Source organism: Haemophilus sp. HMSC068C11 (assembly GCF_001815355.1).
Classification (GTDB): domain Bacteria; phylum Pseudomonadota; class Gammaproteobacteria; order Enterobacterales; family Pasteurellaceae; genus Haemophilus_D.
Map to the genome: position 1 here is coordinate 1 of NZ_KV820354.1, position 25578 is coordinate 25578.

19 protein-coding genes and 1 riboswitch are annotated in these 25578 nt (G+C 38.9%); of the genes, 10 read left to right on the forward strand and 9 right to left on the reverse strand.

The window, feature by feature from the left end:
- The first annotated feature begins 89 nt into the window (after positions 1-89).
- The 4 genes from HMPREF3020_RS00970 (at position 90) to mfd (ending at position 7433) form a co-directional block, all read left to right on the forward strand.
- Positions 90-1856 (forward strand): ATP-binding protein, encoded by a 1767-nt coding sequence (locus HMPREF3020_RS00970; protein WP_070775261.1) that lies wholly within the window; start codon positions 90-92, stop codon positions 1854-1856.
- Between the two features lie 3 nt (positions 1857-1859).
- The gene (locus HMPREF3020_RS00975; RefSeq protein ID WP_065420061.1) at positions 1860-3704 is read left to right on the forward strand and encodes a tRNA(Met) cytidine acetyltransferase TmcA; all 1845 of its coding nucleotides are present in this window, start codon (positions 1860-1862) and stop codon (positions 3702-3704) included.
- A complete protein-coding gene (locus HMPREF3020_RS09455; RefSeq protein ID WP_014065161.1) occupies positions 3701-3874 on the forward strand; it encodes a DUF5363 family protein in 174 nt (57 codons plus the stop codon). The genes HMPREF3020_RS00975 and HMPREF3020_RS09455 overlap by 4 nt, the downstream gene beginning before the upstream one ends.
- A gap of 118 nt (positions 3875-3992) precedes the next feature.
- Entirely contained in the window at positions 3993-7433 is a 3441-nt protein-coding gene (gene mfd, locus HMPREF3020_RS00980; RefSeq protein WP_070775340.1) for a transcription-repair coupling factor, read from the forward strand.
- Positions 7434-7484: 51 nt separating this feature from the next.
- On the opposite strand, the gene gltS is transcribed toward mfd, so the two are convergent.
- From gltS to queC, 5 genes are all read right to left on the reverse strand, one after another.
- Positions 7485-8699, reverse strand: a complete 1215-nt coding sequence (gltS, locus tag HMPREF3020_RS00985; RefSeq protein ID WP_070775263.1) for a sodium/glutamate symporter — start codon at positions 8697-8699, stop codon at positions 7485-7487.
- Positions 8700-8735: 36 nt separating this feature from the next.
- The gene (gene parC / locus HMPREF3020_RS00990) at positions 8736-10991 is read right to left on the reverse strand and encodes a DNA topoisomerase IV subunit A (protein ID WP_070775266.1); all 2256 of its coding nucleotides are present in this window, start codon (positions 10989-10991) and stop codon (positions 8736-8738) included.
- A gap of 11 nt (positions 10992-11002) precedes the next feature.
- A complete protein-coding gene (gene nirK, locus HMPREF3020_RS00995; protein ID WP_070775268.1) occupies positions 11003-12196 on the reverse strand; it encodes a copper-containing nitrite reductase in 1194 nt (397 codons plus the stop codon).
- A gap of 16 nt (positions 12197-12212) precedes the next feature.
- On the reverse strand, positions 12213-14111 hold the full coding sequence (gene parE, locus HMPREF3020_RS01000; protein WP_070775270.1) for a DNA topoisomerase IV subunit B: 1899 nt from the start codon (positions 14109-14111) through the stop codon (positions 12213-12215).
- 195 nt (positions 14112-14306) lie between these two features.
- Positions 14307-14984 (reverse strand): 7-cyano-7-deazaguanine synthase QueC, encoded by a 678-nt coding sequence (queC, locus tag HMPREF3020_RS01005; RefSeq protein ID WP_070775272.1) that lies wholly within the window; start codon positions 14982-14984, stop codon positions 14307-14309.
- Position 14985: 1 nt separating this feature from the next.
- A riboswitch (PreQ1 riboswitch) is annotated at positions 14986-15030 on the reverse strand.
- A 123-nt stretch (positions 15031-15153) separates the two neighbouring features.
- Between queC and HMPREF3020_RS01010 the strand changes: the two genes are divergently transcribed.
- Positions 15154-15297, forward strand: coding sequence for a hypothetical protein (locus tag HMPREF3020_RS01010; protein ID WP_014065561.1), 144 nt, complete (start codon positions 15154-15156; stop codon positions 15295-15297).
- A gap of 47 nt (positions 15298-15344) precedes the next feature.
- Here HMPREF3020_RS01010 and ribA read toward each other — a convergent pair whose 3' ends face one another.
- Positions 15345-15992 (reverse strand): GTP cyclohydrolase II, encoded by a 648-nt coding sequence (gene ribA, locus HMPREF3020_RS01015; RefSeq protein WP_070775273.1) that lies wholly within the window; start codon positions 15990-15992, stop codon positions 15345-15347.
- Between the two features lie 67 nt (positions 15993-16059).
- Between ribA and HMPREF3020_RS01020 the strand changes: the two genes are divergently transcribed.
- The 3 genes from HMPREF3020_RS01020 to HMPREF3020_RS01030 all read left to right on the forward strand — a co-directional run bounded on the left by HMPREF3020_RS01020 (position 16060) and on the right by HMPREF3020_RS01030 (position 19423).
- A complete protein-coding gene (locus HMPREF3020_RS01020) occupies positions 16060-16785 on the forward strand; it encodes a phosphatase PAP2 family protein (RefSeq protein WP_070775274.1) in 726 nt (241 codons plus the stop codon).
- 144 nt (positions 16786-16929) lie between these two features.
- A complete protein-coding gene (nagK, locus tag HMPREF3020_RS01025; protein WP_070775275.1) occupies positions 16930-17847 on the forward strand; it encodes an N-acetylglucosamine kinase in 918 nt (305 codons plus the stop codon).
- 136 nt (positions 17848-17983) lie between these two features.
- The gene (locus HMPREF3020_RS01030; RefSeq protein ID WP_070775276.1) at positions 17984-19423 is read left to right on the forward strand and encodes an alanine/glycine:cation symporter family protein; all 1440 of its coding nucleotides are present in this window, start codon (positions 17984-17986) and stop codon (positions 19421-19423) included.
- 73 nt (positions 19424-19496) lie between these two features.
- Here the strand turns inward: HMPREF3020_RS01030 and HMPREF3020_RS01035 are convergent, their stop codons facing one another.
- From HMPREF3020_RS01035 to HMPREF3020_RS01045, 3 genes are read right to left on the reverse strand one after another with little or no spacing between them, the layout of a single operon-like run.
- Positions 19497-20687 (reverse strand): Bcr/CflA family multidrug efflux MFS transporter, encoded by a 1191-nt coding sequence (locus tag HMPREF3020_RS01035; RefSeq protein ID WP_070775277.1) that lies wholly within the window; start codon positions 20685-20687, stop codon positions 19497-19499.
- Position 20688: 1 nt separating this feature from the next.
- Positions 20689-21387 carry a 16S rRNA pseudouridine(516) synthase RsuA gene (gene rsuA, locus HMPREF3020_RS01040; protein ID WP_070775278.1) on the reverse strand — a complete coding sequence of 233 codons (699 nt, stop codon included), beginning with the start codon at positions 21385-21387 and terminating at the stop codon, positions 20689-20691.
- A 9-nt stretch (positions 21388-21396) separates the two neighbouring features.
- Complete coding sequence (locus tag HMPREF3020_RS01045) at positions 21397-22026, reverse strand: DUF1919 domain-containing protein (RefSeq protein ID WP_070775279.1); 630 nt, start codon at positions 22024-22026, stop codon at positions 21397-21399.
- A gap of 198 nt (positions 22027-22224) precedes the next feature.
- Here HMPREF3020_RS01045 and HMPREF3020_RS01050 point away from each other — a divergent pair, with 198 nt between their 5' ends.
- Both HMPREF3020_RS01050 and HMPREF3020_RS01055 read left to right on the forward strand, forming a co-directional pair.
- On the forward strand, positions 22225-23499 hold the full coding sequence (locus tag HMPREF3020_RS01050; protein ID WP_070775341.1) for a malic enzyme-like NAD(P)-binding protein: 1275 nt from the start codon (positions 22225-22227) through the stop codon (positions 23497-23499).
- Between the two features lie 146 nt (positions 23500-23645).
- Complete coding sequence (locus HMPREF3020_RS01055) at positions 23646-25571, forward strand: LTA synthase family protein (protein WP_070775280.1); 1926 nt, start codon at positions 23646-23648, stop codon at positions 25569-25571.
- Positions 25572-25578: the final 7 nt, after the last annotated feature.

Here is a 25578-nt window from a genome sequence, read left to right on the forward strand (position 1 = left end):
CCCGAGCTGAATAGCTTGGGGTTTTTGTTTATAGATTTTTATTAAAAATTATATAGAATGATCTCAATTTTTATTTCTCAATATAAACCATGAAAAACTTTAGATATTTTGCGCAACGTTATGTTGATTGGGTTATTCGATTAGGTCGAGTTCGTTTCTCTTTACTTGGTATCGCTATTCTTGCGATTTTAGCTATCTGTATACAAATCTTATTAAGCACGCTCCTTAGTGATGGTATTCACTGGAGTGACATAGCTCGGTCGATCACTTTTGGTTTATTTACTGCTCCTTTTGTTATCTATTTCTTTACGCTACTTGTTGAACGACTAGAACGTTCCCGTTTAGAACTCTCTAAAACGCTTGCTAGATTAGAAAAAAATAGCCGTGATAAAAGTACCTTACTTGCAACGATTAGCCATGAATTACGTACGCCTTTAAATGGAATCATTGGTCTAAGCCGAATTTTATTGGATGATAAATTAACAGAACAACAACAAAATTACCTCAATACAATTAATCTAAGTGCTGTCAGTTTAGGCCATATTTTTAGTGATATTATTGATTTAGATAAGATCGACTCTAAGCGTATTGAATTAAATATCCAGCCTTGCTATTTCCATTCACTACTTAATGATTTCTATAATTTTGGTACCTTGATGGCGGAACAAAAGGGGCTAAAATTCTCTTTAAAGCTGGATGATAATTTACCTAATTGGCTTTATCTCGATCGTGCTCGCCTTAGCCAAATTCTTTGGAATTTAATTAGTAATGCCGTCAAATTCACTGATAAGGGTGAAGTGATTCTAAGGGTGCAGAAAATGCAAGATAATCAGTATCAATTTAGTGTTACTGATACGGGAGCAGGTATTGCACCTTGTGAATTAGATAAGATTTTTACCATGTATTATCAGGTTAAAGATAATATCCATCGTTCTGCGGGAAGTGGCATCGGTCTTGCGATTTCTAAGAATCTTGCGCAGTTAATGCAAGGGGATTTAACGGTTGAAAGTGAATTGGACGAAGGTTCAACCTTTTACTTAACGATCATTGCAGAAAAAGCGCAAGCTCATGATGGAAACGCTGAAAAAGCCATGCAGCATCTTTCCATTTTATTAGTAGAAGACGTTGAATTAAATGTGGTTGTAGCCAAAAGTATTCTTGAAAAGCAAGGTCATTATGTTGATGTTGCGATGAATGGTGAACAGGCTATCCAATTATTTGAGAAAAATACTTATGATATTGTTTTTCTTGATATTAAATTGCCAGATATGTCAGGTTTTGATATTGCATACTATCTACGTAAAAACTACGAAGAAGGAATTTACGATTTTCTTCCACCTTTAATTGCTTTTACGGCAAACGTTATGCACAGCGAAGAGGAATATCAAAATCAGGGGATGGATGGCGTGTTGCGTAAGCCTCTTTCTCTGACGGAATTACGTCAGTGTTTTAAAACATTCTTAGGAGATGATATCGAGACTACCTCTGATGAGGAAGAGCTCCCTCAAGTTCAAGAAGGTATTAATATTTCACTTATTGAGTTAATTGGAAAATCACAAGCTAAAGCTAATGTGGAGTTATTCAAACAGTGGATGCCAATTTATTTAGATGAATTAGAAACGGCGTATGAAGATTATCTTACAAACGCAGATATGCAACAAATGGTGTCAGATGTGGCACATAAAATAAAAGGCGCAGCAGCATCAGTGGGGCTTGTTAATATTCAAAATATCGCAAAACAGGCTCAAGACACGTCATTACCTAATTGGGCATCTGATATTGCTTTATGGATAAAGCAACTCAGTAATGAATGGTCTCAAAATGTAGCTGAATTAGAAGCATATTTAGAAAAATAATTCATGACACGTTATTTTCAAATTTTGGTCAGTGAGAATATGCCGTCTAATTTGCCGGCAAATACCTTGATTATTAATGAGTTTTCTAAAATTCAAAATCTTCTTGGGCAAGAGTTTGAGACGATCTTGTTTGATGCACGAAAAGGTATCCATTTAGAGGCGCTCGCCATTGCGGCCGGTACATTGAAAATGAATGGTGCCTTAATTGTCTTGCTATCAAATTGGGAGAAACTTCATTTCCAAATAGACGAAGATAGTCTTCGTTGGTCAGGTTCGCTTGAGACAATTACGACGCCAAGATTTATTGCATATTTTAAGCATTGTATTCATAAATATGGCTTCCCCGTCCTTTATCATCAAAATGATTTAAAATTTGACTGCACTTTTCAACGAGAATTTGTAAATCACAACGCGACCTTAGATCAGCAGAAAATTATTGAGCGAATCTTACAAAAAGAATCTGAACTTTACTTTCTTACTGCCAAACGAGGAAGAGGGAAATCAGCTCTAGCAGGCTTATTAGCGAATCAACTGGATACTAAAATTTACCTCACAGCTCCAAATAAAAGTGCGGTCAATATTTTGGGTGAATTTTCACAAAAAAAGATTATCTTTATTGCACCAGATGCGCTTTTCCTTGCTTTGCAAAATGATCCTTCTTTTTCTGAAAATGCTTGGCTTTTTGTTGATGAGGCGGCAATGTTGCCGATTGCTCAACTTACTGCTTTTTCCCATCATTTTAAGCATATTTTATTTACGACAACTATTCATAGTTATGAGGGAACCGGGCGAGGCTTTGAGCTTAAATTTAAGCAAAAAATTAACCGCACTTTCTCTGACTTTGAGCTTATTGAACCGCTACGTTGGTCGAAAGATGATGCTTTAGAGGCATTTATCGATGAGCTTTTATTATTGAATGTAGAGGATGAGTTTAAACAAACGGTATACGATAAAAGCAAGTTCTGTCAAATTACTGAACGCTCACAAGAGGAAATACTTTCTTCATTGTCTCAATTCTATGGGTTGATGACATTAGCTCATTATCGTACATCACCATTAGATCTACGGCGATTATTTGATGTCAATTCACAGTGTTTTTTTACCGCTGAAAGTGAGCAAAATTTACTAGGCGCTGTTTGGGCATTAAAAGAAGGCGGGATTGAAGATTCAGCCCTCATTGAAGCAATTCAACAAGGGATTAGACGCCCGAAAGGCAATCTCGTGCCTCAAGCACTTTGTTTTCATGCTCAACAACAAAAGGCTTGTGAATTGCATTCTTTACGTATTTCGAGAATTGCGGTCCAGCCTATGTGGCAGCAGCATGGTATTGGTACACAACTTATTGAATACATCACACCAAATGCCGATCTGGATTATTTATCAGTGAGTTTTGGTTATACCAAAGAACTGGCTCAATTTTGGCAGAAATGTGGTTTTTCTCTTGTTTATTTAGGCGAGCATTTAGAGGCAAGTAGTGGCTGTTATTCAACTATCGCTCTAAAAGGACTTTCTGCACAAGGGATTGAATTAGAAAAAGAAGCAATGCAATCTTTTCAACGGAATATGCCTTTGTCTTTCCATCCGCTCGTTCAGGAATTTAATAGCACATCAGTAGATTGGGAATTGATTGACGAAGATTGGTTAAGCTTAAAAAATTTTGCTTATTTTCACCGCACTTTAGCTTCCGCTTTGCCGGCAATTCGTCGATTTTTAATGAATTTAGATGAAAAAGATTGCCCTTTAATAAGAGATTATTTCATCACAAAACAGATACCCTATAATAAGAAAAATGGGTTAAAATTATTACGTTCGGAAATTGCACAAAAATTAAAAAAGGAGGCAAAATGAGCGAACAAGAAAAAAAAGGTTGGTTCCGTAAAGCAGTAGATGAATATAATAAATTTTGTAGTGAGCTTGGTTTAGATAAAGGTAGCTGTCGAGGTTGTATGCCACGCATTGAATTTGATGATGATGGTAAGGTAAAAAAAGAGAAACCACTAGAACCACTCAAAAAATAAAAGAAAACAGGGTTAATTTAACCCTGTTTTTTTATACAGATAATTATTGAAAAGTAGAGTGAATTTGCTAAACTAACAAGCTGTTTAGGCAAAAATGAGATAAAAATTGACCGCACTTATGAAAACAACCTATTTTAATTTTGATATTCCAACTCAGCCCAATGACCATAAAATTCTTGGCAATGTATTGGCGAGTGCAGATGCACTTGCGGTTAGTGAAATTGCAGAGCAATATGATGGATTGACGGTGGTTGTGACACCGGATACCAAAAGCGCGGTTCGTTTATCACAAGTTTTACCGGATTTAACTTCTCAGCCCATTCAGTTTTTTCCTGATTGGGAAACGTTGCCTTATGATTCTTTTTCTCCTCATCAAGAAATAATTTCTTCTCGTTTAAGTGCGCTGTTTCATTTACAAAATACTAAAAAAGGCATCTTTGTTTTGCCGATTAGCACATTAATGCAACGTGTGTGCCCGCCGAAATATCTACAGCATAATGTCCTTTTGATTAAAAAAGGTGATCGTCTAGTCATTGAAAAATTGCGATTACAATTAGAGTCAGCAGGATATCGTTCTGTAGAACAAGTGCTAGAACATGGCGAATATGCCGTACGCGGATCACTTTTAGATCTTTTCCCAATGGGAAGTGTGGTTCCATTTCGCTTAGATTTTTTTGATGATGAAATTGATTCGATTCGTACTTTTGATGTTGATACGCAGAGAACGTTAGATGAAATTCAATCTATTAATTTATTACCTGCACACGAATTTCCAACAGATGAGAAAGGTATTGAGTTTTTCCGTACACAATTTAGAGAAACTTTTGGAGAAATTCGTCGTGATCCAGAACATATTTATCAGCAAATCAGTAAAGGCACACTAATCTCAGGGATTGAATATTGGCAGCCGTTATTCTTTGATGAAATGGCAACGTTGTTTGATTACTTGCCAGAAAAAACATTGTTTGTGGATATGGAGACAAATCAAGCACAAGGTGAACGTTTTTATCTTGATGCTAAACAGCGTTATGAACATCGAAAAGTCGATCCAATGCGTCCTCTTTTGCCTCCAGAACGTTTGTGGGTAAGCATTGATGCAGTAAATCATGCATTAAAAAATTACCCTAAAATTAATTTTAAAGCAGAAAAAGTGCGGTCATCTGTTCGTCAGAAAAATTTAGCGGTGTCCGCATTACCAGCAGTGACCATTCAATCACAGCAAAAAGAACCGTTATCGCAACTTCGACAGTTTATTGAACATTTCAAAGGAAATGTTTTATTTTCAGTTGAAACTGAAGGACGTCGTGAAACTTTAGTAGATTTGCTTTCACCATTAAAAATTAAACCTAAACAGATTAAAACCTTATCTGACGCCAATCAAGACAAGTTTAATCTTTGGGTAAGCCGTCTTGAGCAAGGTTTTATTCTTGATGAGGCTAAATTAGCCGTCATTACTGAACATGAAATTTTAGGTGAGCGGGTACAACAGCAACGTCAGCGTGATAAACGTAAGGCTGTCAATCCAGATACCTTAGTGCGTAATCTGGCAGAATTAAAAATTAGGCAGCCTGTGGTGCATTTAGATCATGGTGTGGGGCGTTATGGTGGGTTAGTCACGCTTGATACAGGTGGTTTAAAAGCAGAATATTTGCTAATCAATTATGCGAATGAATCCAAACTTTATGTGCCTGTTGGTTCTCTTCATTTAATTAGTCGTTATGTAGGTGGTTCAGATGAAACCGCACCATTGCATAAATTAGGTAATGAATCATGGGCGAAAACGCGTCAAAAGGCTGCAGAAAAAATTCGTGATGTGGCAGCTGAATTACTTGATGTGTATGCTCAGCGAGAAGTGAAAAAAGGCTTTGAATTTAAATATGATCGTGAGGAATTCCAGCAATTCGCTGCAACCTTCCCTTTTGAAGAAACACATGATCAAGCCATGGCTATTAATGCCGTCATTTCGGATATGTGTCAGTCCAAAGTAATGGACCGTTTAGTTTGTGGTGATGTGGGCTTTGGAAAAACTGAAGTGGCGATGCGCGCGGCATTTTTGGCGGTTATGAATCATAAACAAGTAGCTGTATTAGTCCCAACAACCTTGTTAGCTCAACAGCATTACGAGAATTTTAAAGATCGTTTTGCTAATCTTCCAGTTAATGTGGAAGTGCTTTCTCGCTTTAAAACAGCTAAAGAGCAAAAACAAATCTTAGAAAATTTAGCCGAAGGAAAAGTCGATATTCTGATTGGCACTCATAAATTGATTCAATCTGATGTGAAGTTTTCCGATCTTGGCTTACTTATCATTGATGAAGAGCATCGCTTTGGTGTGGGACAAAAAGAGAAAATTAAACAACTTCGAGCGAATATTGATATTTTAACGCTTACTGCAACACCAATTCCTCGTACTTTGAATATGGCGATGAATGGCATTCGCGATCTTTCTATTATTGCGACACCACCGGCTCGTCGAGTGAGTATCAAAACGTTTGTTCGCCAGAAAGATGATTTAATTATTCGTGAAGCCATCCTGCGTGAGATTTTGCGTGGCGGGCAAGTTTATTATTTACATAATGATGTGACGAGTATTGAAAATACGGCTGAAAAACTGACTGCACTTGTGCCTGAGGCGCGAGTTGTGATTGGACATGGTCAAATGCGAGAACGAGAACTTGAACGTGTGATGAGTGATTTTTATCATCAACGTTATAACGTTTTAGTCTGTTCCACCATTATTGAAACAGGGATTGACGTACCTACGGCAAATACGATCATTATTGAACGTGCAGATAATTTTGGTTTAGCTCAGCTTCACCAATTGCGAGGTCGAGTAGGGCGTTCTCATCACCAAGCTTATGCTTATTTGCTTACACCGCCGCCGAAATTAATGACGAAAGATGCGAAACGTCGTTTAGAGGCATTAGAAAGTTTAGATAACTTAGGTGCAGGTTTCATTCTTGCGACGCACGATTTAGAAATTCGCGGTGCCGGTGAATTATTAGGGAATGAACAAAGTGGGCAAATTGAAAGTATCGGTTTCTCACTTTATATGGAATTACTTGATGCAGCAGTGAAAGCCTTAAAAGAGGGCAGAGAACCTTCATTAGAAGAGATTACACATCAGCAAGCTGAAATTGAGTTACGTGTTCCAGCCTTATTAACAGATGACTATCTGGGTGATGTGAATATGCGTTTGTCGTTCTATAAACGCATTGCTGAAGCGGAAAGTAAACAAGAGTTAGATGAATTAAAAGTTGAATTAATTGATCGCTTTGGCCTATTACCTGAAGCAACTAAAAATCTTTTACAAATTGCTGAAATACGTTTAATGGTGAAACCATTAAAAGTACTGAAAATCGATGCAGGGGCTCAAGGTGGTTTTATTGAATTCTCTCCTTCAGCAAAAGTTGATCCTGAAAAATTCATCAAATTAATTCAACAAAATCCAATTGTTTATCGCTTTGATGGTCCATTAAAATTTAAGTTTGTAAAAGCCCTTCCAGAAAACAAAGCGCGGTTAGAATTTGTGATGGATTTAGTGAAGACACTTATTGAGTAGCAAGTGAATAAAAAGGCTGACAAAATGTCAGCCTTTCTTTTTCACGTTTTATTAGTGAAGCGCTTCAACAACGCTTAAGAACATTTTTAAGATACCGGCATTTAATAAGTCGATAAAGAATGCCCCTACCATTGGTACGATTAAGAACGCTTTGTGAGATGGTCCGAAACGACTGGTAATCGCTTGCATGTTAGCAACGGCTGTTGGTGTAGCACCAAGACCGAAACCACAGTGACCTGCACTTAATACAATCGCATCATAATCTTTACCCATCATGCGGTATGTAACGTAGATAGCGAAGAAAGCCATGAAGACAACTTGAACCGCTAAGATAACTAATACATCTGTTGCAAGACCTGCTAATTCCCAAAGTTTGAGAGACATTAAAGCAATCGCTAAGAAGATAGATAAACCTACGCTACCTAATACGTCAATCGCTGAATCAGCCACTTGGAATTTGAATAAGTGGGTTAAGCTGTTACGAATGATTACACCTGTAAACAAACACCATACGAATGTTGGTAATTGAATGTGAGTACCTTTTGTTAAGCCATCTAAGTATTGACCGATAAGTAAACATAAAGAAAGCATTGCGATGGTTTCAATGATTGAACGCGCATTGATTTTACGTTTGTAAGTTGGGTGCTCAAATGCTTCTTGTACGTCATCTACTTCATCATTCTCTGGGTTCTCACCTTGTTTTTGATGATTTAATAAATAACGAGATACTGGACCACCTAAGATACCACCAAAGACTAAACCGAATGTAGCACACGCCATAGCGATTTCTGTCGCAGCCGGTAGATTAAATTCTTTAGTGAATGTTTCTGCCCATGCCGCACCTGTACCATGACCACCGGTTAGGGTAACTGAACCAGCAAGTAAGCCGTAAGCAGGATCAATGCCTAATAATTGAGTACCTAAAATACCGATGACATTTTGGCAAACAATGAGTATTCCTGCCGCCAATAGGAAGATAACTAATGGTTTTCCGCCTTTAATTAAGCGAGCAAAGTTTGCACTTAAACCGATAGAGGAGAAGAATACCAACATCATAGATGTTTGTAAGCTTTTCTCAAAAGTGAATGAAGTGCCATTTACTTTGTATAAAATGGTTAATGCAATAGCCACAATAAAGCCGCCAACGACAGGCTCAGGGATATTAAATGTTTGTAAAACTCGAATGCGTTTTACTAGAAAAAAACCGAGTAATAATACAAAACTTGCTAAAGCAAGTGTTTGATAGGTATCAAAAACAATATTCACGAAATATCCTCCTATTTAGTTTGGTTTCGAGAATTCTTATGAGTTGTGTTCAGGTTCAACCACCACAATGTCAACATTACTATGTAATCCACGTGGTAATTGGGAGCCTTTTCTGCCGCGTTCCGCACGGAATTTTTGCAGATCTTCCGGTTTTAATGTGATTTTTCGTTTACCGGAATGGAACTCAAGGCTGGCTTGCTCTGAAATTAAGAACAATTTCACCAATAATTCTGACCGCGCTTTTGCATTCGCGGCTGGAATACTGATGATTTTGTTGCCTTTCCCTTTTGATAATGCCGGTAAATCCCGTACCGGAAAAATCAGCATTCGACCCGCTGAAGTGAGGGACACAAGAAGTGAGGCCGACTCGGAAAGTTTCTCAGGTTTCAAGACTTTCGCATTTTCTGGCAAAGAAATCAAGGCTTTTCCAGCTTTATTACGTGCAATTAAATCTTCAAATTTGCAAATAAAACCGTATCCTGCATCTGATGCCATCAATAATTCTTGTTTTTCAGGTTCCATAATAACCTGTTCAATGGTTGCACCGGCCGGTAATGTGAGTTTACCGGTGAGCGGTTCACCTTGTGAACGCGCAGAAGGTAAGCTTAATGGATCTAAAGCATAACTACGACCAGTACTATCAATAAAGATTACGGGCTGATTACTTTTACCGCAAGCGTGCGCGAGATATTTATCGCCTGCTTTATAGCTTAATCCTGCTGGATCAATGTCATGACCTTTTGCACAGCGTACCCAGCCCATTTCAGATAAAATAACGGTAACGGGTTCTGCTGGGATCATTTCACTTTCAGAAATGGCTTTCGCTTCTTCACGCTCAACTAATTGAGACATTCTAGGGCTGGCGTATTTTTTCGCATCTTCTTGAATTTCTTTTTTGATCAAGGTATTTAAGCGACGTTCAGATCCTAAAATTAACTCTAAATTTGACCGCTCTTCTTCGAGTTTATCTTTTTCAGCTTGTAATTGATGTTCTTCTAATTTGGCTAAATGGCGTAAACGTAAGTTTAAAATGGCTTCTGCTTGTTCATCACTTAAGTTAAAGCGAGCCATTAAAACTTGTTTAGGTTCATCTTCAGTACGAATAATTTCAATCACTTCATCAATATTGAGGAAGGCAATCATCAAACCGTCTAAAATGTGTAAACGAGCGAGTACTTTATCTAAACGATGTTGTAAACGACGCGTTACTGTTGTACGACGGAATGTCAGCCATTCGGTAAGAACTTGAAGTAAGCCTTTCACGGCTGGTTTATGATCAAGCCCGATCATATTCATATTCACACGATAGCTTTTTTCGAGATCAGTCGTCGCAAATAAATGCGCCATTAAGGCGTCCGTGTCAACGCGATTTGAACGTGGCACAAGCACGATACGCACAGGATTTTCGTAATCCGCTTCATCACGAATATCTTCTACCATAGGCAATTTTTTCGCCGTCATTTGCTCAGCAATTTGCGCAATGATTTTAGAGGGTGAAGATTGATGAGGAAGTGCACTGATGATGATTTCACCGTCTTCTTTATGCCATGTTGCTCGCATCTTAATGGAGCCACGACCGGTTTCGTACATTTTGCGAATATCATCTTTTGGCGAAATAATTTCCGCTTCAGTTGGGAAATCTGGGCCTTGAATGATATTGAGTACATCATCTAATCCTGCTTTGGGGTTATCTAATAGCAGAACAGCGGCATCCGCCACTTCATTAATATTGTGTGGTGGAATATCGGTTGCCATACCAACGGCAATCCCGGTAGTACCGTTTAACAGAATATGAGGCAAACGTGCAGGCAAATATTGTGGTTCTTCTAAAGTGCCATCAAAGTTTGGTTGGAAATCAACGGTGCCTTGGCCTAATTCAGTTAATAGAATTTCAGAAATTTTGGACAGGCGAGATTCTGTATAACGCATTGCCGCGAATGATTTAGGATCATCTGGCGCCCCCCAGTTTCCTTGGCCATCCACTAAAGGATAACGGTAAGAAAAGGGCTGAGCCATTAATACCATGGCTTCATAACAGGCGGAGTCACCGTGTGGATGGAATTTACCTAACACATCACCAACGGTACGCGCAGATTTTTTAAATTTCGCGGCGGCATTTAACCCCAGTTCAGACATCGCATAGACAATACGGCGCTGAACGGGCTTTAAGCCATCGCCAATAAAAGGCAATGCACGATCCATAATGACGTACATTGAATAATTAAGGTAAGCCTTTTCTGTAAAGGTGCGAAGTGGCATCTGCTCGATGCCTTCGTAGTTAATATTGCTCATATTTTTCTAATCTATTTTTTTGTTGCACCAGAATTTGCATCTGAATGTTCGTGAGGAGAATGTCCCATATCTATTCCTTTATGGCTGTCTATTTCATAAGGAACGGGTTGCGGTTTTTGTGGATTGGCTTCTTTAAAGGCTTCATCTTTTAACTTGTCAGAATAAATATTCGGATTTTTTTCACCCTCAACCACAATATGTCCCATTGTACCTTTGTTTACTGCGCGGAAAATGGAATGATCCATAAAGACATAAGTACCTGGCACATCAATTCGAGTTTCTACCATGGTGGCACTGCCAGATGGAATCAAGGTCGTTTGAACATTGTGATTAACAAGTGTGCCGCCTTCTACATATACATTGTCAAATACCGCACCGATTAAGTGGAAAGAAGAGCATAAATTCGGCCCCGCATTTCCTACAAATAGGCGAATTGTTTCGCCAGTTTTTGCTTTTAAGGCATTTTCATCCATGGTTGCACCGACTTTACCGTTGAAGAGGACATATTCTGGATGCTCATCAATAGCTTTTTTCATACTAAACGGCTGCAAGCCAGGATCGCCAAATTCACCTTTTGTATAGAATTCACTTTGCATAATGTAAAATTCACGATCCACTTTTGGTAAGCCTTCTTTTGGCTCAACTAAAACTAAACCATACATCCCTTTAGCAAGGTGAATATCCACAGGCTGGCTGCCGCAGTGGTATAAATAAATCCCCGAACGTAATGCCCTAAATTGGAAGGTTGATGTACGTGTTGGTGGCGTTTCACTCGCGATAGCACCGCCCATTGGCACAGCGGCAGCATGAAAATCGATACTGTGCGGCATCATTGAACTCGCTGAATTGGAAAGTTGCACTTCCACCATATCGCCTTCGCGTACACGAATGAATGGCGCAGGCACGCTACCGTTTAATGTCCAGAATTTAAATTGTACACCATCCATTAAGTCCATAATTTGCTCAAGTGCGGTCAGTTTTACCACGACTTTTGCAGGGTGATTACGTTCAATCGGTTTTGGCACATTGGGCGCAAGCGTCAGTTCAGCTTCAATTTCTGGTAAATTTTCAACCGCAGTGGTTGCCGTATTAGAGGGCTTTTCCTCTGCTTTAGCAGAAGGAACAAGGCTTAAACCTGCACCCAATGTAATTGTTGCTAGGCCTAGTGCACTATTCTTAAAAAAATCTCGACGTTGTTCGTTCATGATTAACCTCAAATAATTAAACAGCTAAATCCACTTGATCTCCATTGGTTTGCAACCAATTTTTGCGATCTTCCGCTCGTTTTTTGGCGAGTAACATATCCATTAATTCTAATGTTTCAGCCCCTTGATCTTCGCCTAGCTCATAGGTTAATTGAACTAAACGGCGTGTATTCGGATCCATGGTAGTTTCACGTAATTGTGACGGATCCATTTCACCTAAACCTTTAAATCGTTGTACGTTTAAGGTGCCTTTTTTACCTTTTAAGCGTTCTAAAATCGCTTCTTTTTCGCTTTCATCGAGGGCATAAAACACTTCTTTGCCTAAGTCGATACGATAGAGTGGTGGCATTGCCACATAAACGTGTCCATCTTGAACCAATTTAGGGAAGTGACGTAAAAAGAGTGCACAAAGTAGGGTGGCGATGTGCAAACCATCAGAGTCCGCATCGGCTAAAATACAGACTTTACCGTAACGAAGTTGAGATAAGTCTTCATTATCAGGATCGATACCAAGCGCTACTGCAATATCATGAATTTCCGTTGAGGCAAGCACTTGATCACTAGCCACTTCCCAAGTATTTAAGATTTTTCCACGTAACGGCAGAATAGCTTGATATTCACGATCACGCGCCTGTTTAGCCGATCCACCCGCAGAGTCACCCTCTACTAAGAATAATTCGGTTTTTTCTAAATTTTGTGATGCACAATCGGCTAATTTTCCTGGTAGAGCAGGACCACTCACCAATTTTTTACGTACGACTTTTTTAGCTGCATTTAAACGACGTTGTGCAGAACTGATCGCCATTTCAGCTAAGCGATCGGCATCTTGTACGTTTTGATTTAACCATAAACTGAAGGCATCTTTTAAAACACCTGCAACAAAGACCGCACTTTGACGGGAAGATAAGCGTTCTTTGGTTTGGCCGGCAAATTGGGCATCCTGCATTTTCAGTGAAAGAATATAAGCACAGCGATCCCAAATATCGTCTGCGGTTAATTTCACACCACGTGGTAATTTATTGCGGAATTCACAATATTCAGTCATGGCATTGAGCAAACCTTGGCGAAGACCATTTACGTGTGTTCCACCTTGTACTGTTGGAATCAAGTTTACATAGCTTTCTGCAATAAGCTCGCCACCTTCTGGCAACCATAACAATGCCCAGCTTACTGCTTCAGTTGAGCCTTTAAATTCACCAACAAAAGGTTTTTCAGGTAAGGTTTCAAAACCATTTACTGCTTCGGTTAAGTAATCGGATAAACCATCTTGATAGCACCACACATCTTCAGTGTTATTCACTTTATCGACAAATTTAATTTCTAAGCCAGAACAAAGCACGGCTTTCGCACGTAATAAGTGGCGTAAACGGCTGACAGAAAAATTCTTGCTATCAAAATATTTTGGATTCGGTTTGAAGTGAACGGTGGTGCCGGTTGTACGTCTGCCACAAGTCCCGATGACTTCCAATTCTTCTACTTTCACGCCATTTTCAAAGGCAATTTTATACACTTCCCCGTTACGTTTAACTTGAATATCAACGCGTTCTGAAAGGGCATTGACGACAGAAATTCCCACCCCGTGTAGACCACCGGCAAATTCATAGTTTTTATTCGAGAACTTACCGCCAGCATGAAGTTTGGTTAAGATCACTTCGACACCAGAAACGCCTTCAGTTGGGTGAATATCTACTGGCATCCCACGGCCATTATCAATGACTTCAAGCGATTGATCAGCGTGTAAAATCACTTCAACTTTGGTGGCAAAACCCGCAAGGGCTTCGTCCACACTGTTATCGATAACTTCTTGAGCAAGGTGATTTGGACGAGTTGTGTCCGTGTACATACCGGGGCGAATTTGCACCGGTTCGAGATCTTTCAGGACCGTAATTTCTTGAGCAGAATAATTTGTAGTCATTTTTAAAATTAGTTACTTATTTATAAAAAAATTAGCGTGATTTTATCAAAAAATGATGCGTTTATAAAATCAAAGATAAGAAAAGATAAGGATACTATATCAAGTAAAAGTGCGGTCAAAATTTGACGTGAATTTTGACCGCACTTTGGGTTATTTGAATCTATTTAGTCTGTTATAGATTGAGTTATCTCGATACTAAGCTTTTGCTTTTGTTGCTAAATATTCCTGCAAGCCTTTATCTCTCAATTTGCAGCTCGGGCATTCTCCACAGCCACCTTCAACACCTTCATAGCAAGTGTGGGTATGCTGATGAACATAATTTAACGCACCTAATTCATCAGCTAATGCCCAAGTTTGTGCTTTGGTGAGATACATTAACGGTGTTTTTAAATTGAACGGATAATCCATGGCTAAATTAAGGGTGACATTCATGGATTTGATAAACACATCACGGCAATCGGGATAGCCGCTGAAATCTGTTTCACATACACCCGTAATGATGTCATTAATACCTTGTCCTTTTGCGTAAATCGCCGCATACAATAAGAAGAGTGCGTTGCGGCCATCCACAAAGGTATTAGGTAATTCACCGACTTTTTGCTCAATATCTGCATTGGCATCCATTAAGGCATTGTGGGTGATAGATTTGATGACGGACGTATCAATCAACGTTTGTTTTACGCCGAGATCTTTGGCGATCCAACGGGCTTTTTCTAATTCTATAGCGTGACGTTGGCCGTATTGAAAGGTGACGGTTTCGACATTTTCCACGCCATATTCGGCAATAGCTTGAATTAAACAGGTTGTGGAATCTTGTCCACCAGAGAAGATCACAAGGGCTTTGCGATTGTGATTAGGATTTGAAATATTCATAGGATACCTAGTTTTTTTATGTAGGAGGTTTGCGAACTACAAGTTAAAAATGAAGCGGTATTGTAGAAGTCAAAGATAAATTTTGCAAGAAAAGGACTAATTTAAGCAGGTAAGGCCAACAAAAGTTATGATACAATTTGGACAAGTTAGTTTTGAAAAGGTAAACATAATGAAAAAATTGATTCTTATTGTTATCGGTGCATTAGTGATTTCAGCTTGCGCAAATAAAGACGTTTATTTTAATGGTTCGGAAGGATCCCATTCAGGCATGAAATTTGATAAAGACACTCGTCATTGGGGCGTTAATCAATAATTGTTTTGATAAAAGAAAAGCCATACAACAGTTGTATGGCTTTTTTATTAAATCACTTCTTCTTGGCAATGTGGGCAAGTCATTAAATGTTCTTCATTATTGTGCACAATGTAATGGCCCATTTTTTTCGCTTTAGTATCAAGATATTTCGTATTGTAACGGTTTTCACCTACATTCAATGGCACACGTTCTACGATATTAATTCCCGCTTTTTTCATGGTTTCTACTTTTTGCGGGTTGTTTGTCATCAAGCGAACTTGCTTCACACCTAATAATTCAAACATATCGGCACACACATTAAAGTTACGTTCATCAGCTTTAAAGCCTAATGCAAGGTTGGCCTCAATGGTATCCATGCCTTTATCTTGTAATGCATAGGCACGAATTTTATTAATTAGACCAATACCTCGTCCTTCTTCACGATGATAGATCAACACACCACGACCCGCTTCGCTAATTTGACGTAGCGCAGCCGCCAGTTGGAAACCACAATCACATTTCAAACTGTGTAACGCATCACCCGTTAAGCATTCCGAATGAATACGGGCGAGCACTGGCTCATCTGGGTTTGAGATATCACCCATCACTAAAGCGACATGTTCTTTTTTTGTATCGGGAAATTCAAATCCGACCATTTTAAATATGCCATATTCGGTAGGCAAATTGGCTTGGGCAACCAGTTGGATTTTTGACATAACTTATCCTTTTTTCAACTTTATTCTGCTAAAATATGCACTTTATTTTTATTATCAAGAGGCAACAATGTTTAAAAGGCTGTCATTATATACGTTATTCCTTTGTCTTGTACCATTTTTTGTTTGGGGTTTTGCTTATCATTGGCATGGAAACAACCAATTAATGGAATGGGATTATTGGCTTTATCTTTTAACTGAAACCGGTAGCGTGCCTTACGCTTTAATTACCTGTGGTGTATTTGCTTTACTTTTCCGTTTTCTTTTTGAAAATCGTAAACAATGGATTATGGGAGTGATTGTAATGGGCCTATCTGTATTATCTACACAAGTAATTAAAACAGGTTTAAAAACGGTTTTTGCCGAGCCACGTCCTTTTACCGTCTATTTAGCGGAAAAAACAGAAAGTACTACGGATGCCTTTTATCATCAAGATCGTTCAGAACGTGCAAAATTAGTGGATAAATTTTATTCGACCCAAGCCGATACGCCAGCCTGGTTGAAAGCACATTATGAAGATGAAACAGGTTATTCTTTCCCATCAGGACATTCTATTTTTGCCGCCACTTGGCTAATGTTAGTCGTTGGATTTAGTCAATTATTAGGCAATCGTTCTTTTAAAGCAGAATTACTTATTGGTGCGATGACAATTTGGGGCGTATTAATGTTGATTAGTCGTGTGCGCCTTGGAATGCATTATCCAATTGATTTATTTGTGGCGATAATTTCAGCATGGATTGTTCATTTGATTATTTTTGGTTTCTTACAGAAGAAAGGTTTGTTTAACAATAAATAGCATTAAAGACCGGTTTTAGTGATAAAGCCGGTCTTTTTTATTGCTTGTAGAAAATATGATTTTTATCATGGATTTTCATTTTGATTTCAAGGAAAATACAGCCTATATATTCCAACAATTTTGACCGCTCTTTGAGGAGACAATATGTATTACGGTATTGATATCGGTGGCACAAAGATTGAATTAGCTGCTTTTAATGCAAAATTAGAAAAGCTTTATACCGAGCGCGTGCCAACGCCACAAACAGATTATCAAGATTGGTTACAGGCGATCAAAACGCTAGTAGAACGTGCTGATGCCCACTTTGGTGAAAAAGGCACTGTAGGTTTAGGTTTGCCAGGATTTGTTAATTTAACAACCGGGCTTGCTGAAGTGACGAATATTCGTGTTGCAGATAATAAGCCGATTTTAGCCGATCTTGAACGCGTTTTAGATCGTGAGGTGCGAGCAGAAAATGATGCAAATTGTTTTGCGCTCTCGGAAGCTTGTGATGAGGAAAATACCCAATATCCTTCTGTATTAGGGCTTATTTTGGGGACAGGCTTTGGTGGTGGTTTTGTAATTAATGGCAAAATTCACTCAGGACAAGTCGGGATGGCAGGGGAGTTAGGCCACCTTCAATTAAATTATCATGCCTTAAAATTATTAGGCTGGGATAAAGCCCCTATTTATCAATGTGGTTGTGGTAATCATGCCTGTTTAGATACTTATATTTCAGGTCGCGGTTTTGAAATGTTGTACCGAGACTTAAAAGGTGAGGCATTATCAGCGAAAGAGATTATCGATCGCTTTTATGCGAAAGAGGAAAGTGCGGTTGATTTTGTTCGCATTTTTGTAGAGTTAGCGGCTATTTCTATCGGTAACATTATCACTGCATTTGATCCACATATGATTGTTCTTGGTGGTGGTTTATCGAATTTTGATTATCTCTATGAAGCATTACCAAAAGCATTGCCACCTCATTTAATGCGTAGTGCAAAAGTGCCACCAATCAAAAAAGCAAAACATGGTGATTCTGGTGGGGTTCGTGGAGCAGCCGCGTTATTTTTAAAACGTGAATAGATTTAATCTAAAAATATAGCAAAAATTTGAATAAATTTTATATTATAGGATAAGAATCCAGTTTTTCTTTAAGAAAACTGGATTTTTTCTTTTGTCTATTTACAATCAGAATATGGATTTTTTAAGTGAGGTTTTTATGCTGACAGAATTGGGAAACTGGATTGAACAGGGATTAACATGGGTTATCGAACATTTTGATGAGCCATTATGGAATATCACCATTGTTATTTTATTAGGTGTAGGTCTATTTTTTACCATTACTACAGGGTTAGTGCAGTTACGTCTTTTCCCTACAAGTATTCGTGAAATGTGGTTTGGACGTGCAGCAGAGGGAAATTCTTTAACGCCATTTCAAGCTTTTGCAACCGGGCTTGCTAGTCGAGTTGGCGTAGGTAATATCAGTGGTGTAGCAACAGCTATTGCGCTTGGTGGTGAAGGTGCCGTATTTTGGATGTGGGTAACGGCATTTATTGGCATGTCGAGTGCCTTTGCGGAATCGACTTTAGCACAGGTATTTAAAATTCAAGATAAAGATGGCTCTTTCCGTGGTGGCCCAGCCTACTATATTACACAAGGTTTAAAATCTCGTTGGCTAGCAGTAGCGTTTGCCCTATCATTGATTTTTACCTTTGGTTTTGCATTTAATTCAGTACAAGCAAACTCAATTGTGGAAGCAACCAAAAATGCTTGGAATTGGCAAGGTGAATATGTAGGTCTTGTTTTAGTGGTATTAACTGCTGCAATTATTTTCGGTGGCGTAAAACGTATTGCGACCATTTCTAGTAGCGTAGTACCGATGATGGCACTCTTTTATTTAATCATGGCGGTAATTATCTTAGGTATGCATATTGATATGATTCCGACGTTAATCGCCAATATTTATAAAAGTGCTTTTACTTTCCAATCAGCCGCAGGTGGTATGTTTGGTGCTTTAGTCTCCAAAGCCATGATGATGGGGATTAAACGTGGATTATTCTCTAATGAAGCGGGGATGGGCTCTGCACCAAATGCAGCGGCAGCTGCTCATGTAAAACATCCAGTTAGCCAAGGCTTAGTGCAAATGCTTGGTGTGTTTGTGGATACCATGATCGTTTGTACTTGTACGGCAGTAATTATTCTGCTTTCTGATAACTATGGCAGTGAAACACTGAAAAGTATTTCCTTAACACAAAACGCATTGCGTTATCATGTTGGGGAGTTTGGCGTACACTTCTTAGCTTTTATTTTATTGCTTTTCGCTTATTCCTCTATTATCGGTAACTATGCTTACGCAGAAAGTAACATTCGCTTTATTAAAAATAAACCGTGGTTTGTATGGATATTCCGTTTATCGGTATTATTCTTCGTTTATTTCGGCTCGGTAAAATCAGGTAATGTTGTGTGGAATTTTGCGGATACCGTGATGGCTGTGATGGCAATTATTAACTTAGTCGCGATTGTTTTACTTTCCCCAATTGTGTGGAAGTTAATGAAAGACTATCAGCATCAATTAAAAGCAGGAAAAGAACCTGAATTTAAAATTGACCTCTATCCTGAAATTAAAAAACGAGTATTAGAACATCGAATTTGGAAATAAATGTTGATGGGCATAAAAAAGGCGGGAGTTCCCGCCTTTATTGTTTTAAATTGACTCGAAAATTGACCGCACTTTATCGTTCATTTCGATAAGTCAGGAGGTAATAAGAGAGGGCTGAAATGAGCACGCAAGCTGTCATTGTATAGAGCATTGGTGCAGCGGTTTCCATTTTAAAGCTCGCCACAAGGGAACCCATTACAGCACCGACACCAAAACGTACACTTCCCATTAATGAATTTGCGGTACCCGCCATCGTTGGGAATTTTTCTAGAATAGAGGCGGTAGCATTGGATGAGATTAATGGGTTTTGACCTACAAAAAAGGCCACACCAATTGCCATTGACCAAAAACCAAAATCAAAAAGTGCGGTTAAAAATAGCCAGATTCCTGAAATAAATTGTACGGCAATACCAATTCGTAACATGGTTTCAGCACCTAGCTTCAATACAAATTTCCCATTTAGATAAGAAGCAGCGGTCATAATCGCGATATTGATCATAAAGAAATAGCCAAATTGATCGACTGGAATGCCATAAATACCGATATAAACAATCGAACCAGCTGTGACGAAAGCAAATAAGCCACCAAAACCAAAAGAAGCCGCCGCCATATAACCTAACACTTCTTTTTGTTTAGAAAGTGTCATAAAGTTACGGGCAATGATATTTAGGCGTAGTGGAATACGATTTTCTTGTTTATGGGTTTCAGGAATAATGAAAAAGACAAGTAATGCGGCAAGAAATCCCATCGTACCAATCACATAAAAAATCATGTGCCAGTGGAAATACTTCACAATATATCCGCCAATCACAGGTGCAACAAGCGGCGCGATCATAAAGACAAGCGTGATGGTAGACATGACTCGAGAGAGCTGATCCTTGCTAAATAAATCCCGTAATAAAGCTCCAGAAAGTACAACGGGTGCAGCGCCAAAGAAACCTTGAATGAAACGCAGTGCAGTGAAACTGCCTATAGATTGAATACCGGTTAAAATAATAGCGGTGATAGCGCCAATAATGACACCTAGTAGAATAATTGGTTTACGACCAAAACTATCGCCAAAGGGCCCCCAGAATAATTGTCCTGCTGCCATGCCGTAAGCAAAGAATGTCAGTGTATGCTGAACTTGCTCGGAGTTGATATTTAAGTCTTCAGCAATATTTAAAAAGGATGGAATATACATATCCACGCCCAAAGGCGGTAGCATCGAGAGGATGCCGAGCGTGGCAATAAAGATAAAAGTAGGTTTAATATTTTGGCTCATATTATTTCACTAAATTGTCGATTTCTTCCTGAGTGAGTGGACGAAATTCGCCTTCTTCTAAGCTTTCATCTAATTCAACGTTACCTATTCTCCAACGGTGTAGCGCAACGACTTTATTACCAAGTGCAGCAAACATTCGTTTCACCTGATGATAGCGCCCTTCAGAGATAGTCAGATTCACGTTGTAATCATCTAATACTTCTAATTTTGCTGGTTTAGTCGGTTCTTTTTCGCCACGTAACAGAATGCCTTCTTCACAAGCTGAAGCATAATGGTTTTCAACTGGATCAGCTAAAGTGACTAAATAGGTTTTTTCGCATTGATGTTTTGGTGACGTAATACGATGTGACCATTGACCATCATCTGTTAATAGCACGAGTCCTGTGGTATCCACATCTAATCGGCCAGCGCTGTGTAACTTGCCAGAAAGAGGCGGTTCAAAGAATTGATAAATGGTTGGGTAGTCACCATCATCGTGAGAGCAAACGTAGCCTTGTGGCTTATGCAACATAAAATATTGGCCTTCTTCTACCCAAGGCAATAAATCATCTTCAAAATAAATCTCATCTTCTTGGCTAACTTTGGTCGCCCCATTTTTTACAATTTCACCATTAATTTTGACCGCACTTTGGCGAATGGCCTTGGTGGCTTGTGAACGGGTTAAACCTGTATTCTCAGCAATAAATTTATCTAGTCGCATCGTAAACTCTTATTTTTTATTGAACCAGCTGACGTAATCAAACTGATCATAATATTTTTCGCCATTCCAACCGGAAAAAGTAAATAAATCGCCCACTTCGCCTTCGTTTTCAAAGCCTTTAATGTAGAACGCAGATTTTAATTCAGGATATGGCTTGTGGGTAAAGACGACTTTGTTTGGATAAGGCAAGTTATCGAAGGCTTGTAAGTCTTCATATTTTGCACCTTTTCCACCATCTTTATCTGTCATCATAATAAACAAGTTATCGAGGTTTAAACGCTGTGAGCGAGCTTCCCACTTTTCCTGAGCCTCTTGCTCGGAGTGGTAGTGCATAAAGTGCACTTTAAGATCACCTAATAGACCAACTGGGTACGGTTTTTCTGTTTGTATAAATTGAAGCGGTTGTGCTTGATAGAATGTGATGTTCTGTAGATAGCGAACAAAATCGCTAGGGTCTAAATAAAGGTTAACAAACGGAGAATTAAAAGGCTGATTGAGGTCGTGCAAAATAAATGCACCGACACAGTTAGCAGAAATCACTGACATGCCTTGATTGGTTAACCGTTTTTGAAAGGTTTTATTAATCGCTTTCCGTTGTAATTTATTGATGGCACTTCTAAATTTAGAAAACAAACTCATTATTTATATCCTGTATATTTTTTGCGATATAGTAACGTTTTTGCTTCTGAATGTGAAGAAAAGACAAAAGTTCGGTCGATTTCACTCATATTTTGTAATCATTTTGTAAAATTTTTGCGGTATATCACAAATTTCTCTAAAAAAGAGAGTATAATGGCGCAAATTTTATTTAGCCTAAGTGAAAATGGAGTATTTTATATGAGCGAACAATTACGCCAAGCCGCATTAGATTTTCATGAATTCCCAATTCCGGGGAAAATTGCCGTTACCCCAACCAAATCGCTAGAAACCCAACATGATTTAGCCCTTGCTTATTCTCCAGGTGTTGCAGAGCCTTGTCTTGAAATAGAAAAAGATCCTTCTGCTGCAAGCCGTTATACCGCTCGCGCTAACTTAGTTGCCGTGATTTCAAATGGTACAGCGGTATTAGGTTTAGGAAATATTGGTGCGCTTGCATCAAAACCTGTTATGGAAGGGAAAGGTGTATTGTTTAAAAAATTTGCTGGCATCAATGTTTTCGATATTGAAATCAATGAACATGATCCAGATAAATTAATCGATATTATTGCTTCATTAGAACCAACGTTTGGTGGTATTAACCTTGAAGACATCAAAGCACCGGAATGTTTCCACATTGAAAAAGCATTGCGTGAACGCATGGGAATTCCGGTATTCCATGATGACCAACACGGTACAGCTATCATCGTCGGCGCAGCAGTATTAAATGGTTTAGAAATTATTGGTAAAAATATTTCTGATGTATGCTTAGTGGTTAATGGTGCAGGTGCTTCTGCTATTGCTTGTACTAACTTGCTTCGTGCATTAGGTTTCAAAAAAGAAAATATCACCATGTGTGACTCTAAAGGCGTGATTTACAAAGGCCGTGGCGATAACATGGATGAAACCAAACAATTCTACGCGATTGAAGATAATGGTTGGCGCACATTAGCGGATGCTGTTAAGGGAGCTGATGTGTTCTTAGGTTGCTCTAAAGCAGGTGCATTAAAACCTGAAATGGTGAAAACCATGGCAGAAAATCCATTAATCTTGGCATTGGCAAACCCAACACCTGAAATTATGCCAGATGAAGCCAAAGCCGTACGTCCAGATGCGATTGTTTGTACTGGTCGCTCAGACTTTCCAAATCAAGTAAATAACGTACTTTGTTTCCCATTCTTATTCCGTGGTGCATTAGACGTAGGTGCAACAGCAATTAATGAAGAAATGAAATTAGCGGCTTCTCATGCGATTGCAGGTTTGGCGAAAGAACCGGTGCCGTTAGAAATTATTGCAAGTTATGGTGCGCTATCCTTCGGACCAGATTATGTCATTCCAACTCCGTTTGATCCTCGTTTATTGTTTACTGTCTCTTCTGCAGTAGCGAAAAAAGCGATGGAAACTGGTGTTGCAACGCGTCCAATCACAGATTGGGCCGCTTATGAAAAACAATTAAAAGCGTTAGTTGCAGCGTAATTTTACTTTCTCAAAGTGCGGTCAAAAATGATGATGTTTTTAACCGCACTTTGTGTTTTTTTATCTGTCTATGAAAGGAATGGCACATAAGCGTGCTTTAAATTAATCGAAGGGTAGCGATTCCCTTAGGACTTATGAGTGTCAAAATGAAACAAACACGTTCTCCTTTATATCCAATTTTCCTCTTTGTCATCATTAATCTGATTATTTTCACCTTATCTCGTCTTGGGCTTGCGATTTGGCAGGCAGACCGTGTGTCTGCGGTAGAGGGATGGGGACAACTATTTTTACAAGGCTTGCGCATGGATATCGTGGCTTTGTGCTATTTATTTGGTGTGCCAGCATTATTTACAGTGCTATTTCATCATAGCCGAATTTGGAAAATGATTTTACGCATTTGGCTTACCTTCGGTAGTGTGTTTATCCTATTCATGGAATTGGCTACGCCCGCATTTATCGAAACCTATGATTTCCGTCCAAACCGTCTATTTATCGAATATTTAATTTATCCGAAAGAAGTCTTTTCAATGTTGATGGAAGGGCATTTAACTGCGGTCATTTTTAGCCTTATTTTCACTGTTACGGCTTTCTTCTGTTATTGGAAACTATCTGGTTATGTGGTCAAAAATTTACGCCCAATGAGCTGGAAATTACGTCCTATTGTCGCATTGCTTGTGATTGCAGTTGCTTTTTTAGGGGCGCGTTCTAGTTTTCAGCACCGTGGTGTGAATCCTGCAATGGTGGCTTTTTCCTCTGATGGTTTAGTGAATTCGCTTGTGTTGAATTCAGGTTACTCCGTTCTTTATGCTGCCCAACAATTTAAAGACGAAGGGGCATCTTCTGAAGCCTATGGCAAAATGGATACCGATGAAATGTTGCGTATTGTCAAAGCAAGCCGTGGCCGTCCTGAAAGTGATTATATTTCAGAGAAGATTCCAACCTTAACGAAAAACCAAGCCACTTACCAAGGTAAACCGAAAAATATCGTCATTATTTTGGAAGAAAGTTTTGGTGCGCAATTTGTTGGTACATTAGGCGGAAAACCACTTTCCCCCGAATTTGATAAATTAGCCAAAGAAGGCTGGTTATTTGAAAACCTTTATGCGACAGGTACGCGTTCTGTACGTGGTATTGAAGCTACTACAGCAGGTTTCACACCCACTCCAGCACGTGCGGTAGTGAAATTAAATAACAGTCAAAGTGGTTTCTTTACCATTGCAGATTTACTTGCTAAACAAGGTTATAACACTTCCTTCATTTATGGTGGTGAAAAGCACTTTGATAACATGGCAAGCTTCTTCTATGGTAACGGCTTCCAAAATATTATCGATCAAAAGGATTACCAAAATCCGAAATTTACTGCGACTTGGGGCGTGAGTGATGAGGACTTATTTGATAAAGCGAACGAAACCTTTACCCAATTACAGAATGAAGGAAAACCATTCTTTAGCTTAGTGTTCAGTTCAAGCAATCACGATCCTTTTGAATTTCCTGATGGCAAAATTGAGCTTTACGAACAACCGAAAGCAACCCGTAATAACAGCGCAAAATATGCGGATTATGCCATTGGTTATTTTTTCAAATTAGCGAAACAATCTAATTATTGGAAAGATACCGTGTTCTTGGTGATTGCAGACCATGATTCCCGTGCAGCGGGTGCAAGCTTAGTACCAATTAAGCATTTCCATATTCCAGCGTTAATTTTAGGGGATAATGTAGAGCCACGCCGAGATAGTCGTTTAGTGAGCCAAATTGATATGCCGACGACCTTGCTTTCTATTGCGGGTGTAAGTGGTAATTATCCGATGATTGGCTTTGATTTAACGAAAGATGTGAATCCAGATCGTGCTTTTATGCAATTCGATCAAACTCAAGCGTTAATGAAAGGTAATCATGATGTCGTTATCCAAACACCAAATAGTAAAGCAAAAGGCTATGTTTACGATAAGGAAAAAGACACATTAACTGAAAAAGACGTGCCGGAAGAAATGAAAAAAGAAGCCTTGGCACATGCTTTACTTGGCAGCTATTTATATAAAAACCGTTTATATAAAGGCAGTGAAGAGAAATAAAGAGCGG

What these genes read in the sequence shown, in the direction of transcription:
- parC (WP_070775266.1), bottom strand. Translation starts at nt 10,991, where the DNA reads ATGAGCAATATTAACTACGAAGGCATCGAGCAGATGCCACTTCGCACC.
- nagK (WP_070775275.1), top strand. Translation starts at nt 16,930, where the DNA reads ATGTATTACGGTATTGATATCGGTGGCACAAAGATTGAATTAGCTGCT.
- parE (WP_070775270.1), bottom strand. Translation starts at nt 14,111, where the DNA reads ATGACTACAAATTATTCTGCTCAAGAAATTACGGTCCTGAAAGATCTC.
- HMPREF3020_RS01050 (WP_070775341.1), top strand. Translation starts at nt 22,225, where the DNA reads ATGAGCGAACAATTACGCCAAGCCGCATTAGATTTTCATGAATTCCCA.
- HMPREF3020_RS01030 (WP_070775276.1), top strand. Translation starts at nt 17,984, where the DNA reads ATGCTGACAGAATTGGGAAACTGGATTGAACAGGGATTAACATGGGTT.
- mfd (WP_070775340.1), top strand. Translation starts at nt 3,993, where the DNA reads ATGAAAACAACCTATTTTAATTTTGATATTCCAACTCAGCCCAATGAC.
- HMPREF3020_RS01045 (WP_070775279.1), bottom strand. Translation starts at nt 22,026, where the DNA reads ATGAGTTTGTTTTCTAAATTTAGAAGTGCCATCAATAAATTACAACGG.
- HMPREF3020_RS09455 (WP_014065161.1), top strand. Translation starts at nt 3,701, where the DNA reads ATGAGCGAACAAGAAAAAAAAGGTTGGTTCCGTAAAGCAGTAGATGAA.
- rsuA (WP_070775278.1), bottom strand. Translation starts at nt 21,387, where the DNA reads ATGCGACTAGATAAATTTATTGCTGAGAATACAGGTTTAACCCGTTCA.
- HMPREF3020_RS01020 (WP_070775274.1), top strand. Translation starts at nt 16,060, where the DNA reads ATGTTTAAAAGGCTGTCATTATATACGTTATTCCTTTGTCTTGTACCA.
- HMPREF3020_RS00970 (WP_070775261.1), top strand. Translation starts at nt 90, where the DNA reads ATGAAAAACTTTAGATATTTTGCGCAACGTTATGTTGATTGGGTTATT.
- HMPREF3020_RS00975 (WP_065420061.1), top strand. Translation starts at nt 1,860, where the DNA reads ATGACACGTTATTTTCAAATTTTGGTCAGTGAGAATATGCCGTCTAAT.
- HMPREF3020_RS01035 (WP_070775277.1), bottom strand. Translation starts at nt 20,687, where the DNA reads ATGAGCCAAAATATTAAACCTACTTTTATCTTTATTGCCACGCTCGGC.
- HMPREF3020_RS01010 (WP_014065561.1), top strand. Translation starts at nt 15,154, where the DNA reads ATGAAAAAATTGATTCTTATTGTTATCGGTGCATTAGTGATTTCAGCT.
- nirK (WP_070775268.1), bottom strand. Translation starts at nt 12,196, where the DNA reads ATGAACGAACAACGTCGAGATTTTTTTAAGAATAGTGCACTAGGCCTA.
- ribA (WP_070775273.1), bottom strand. Translation starts at nt 15,992, where the DNA reads ATGTCAAAAATCCAACTGGTTGCCCAAGCCAATTTGCCTACCGAATAT.
- queC (WP_070775272.1), bottom strand. Translation starts at nt 14,984, where the DNA reads ATGAATATTTCAAATCCTAATCACAATCGCAAAGCCCTTGTGATCTTC.
- HMPREF3020_RS01055 (WP_070775280.1), top strand. Translation starts at nt 23,646, where the DNA reads ATGAAACAAACACGTTCTCCTTTATATCCAATTTTCCTCTTTGTCATC.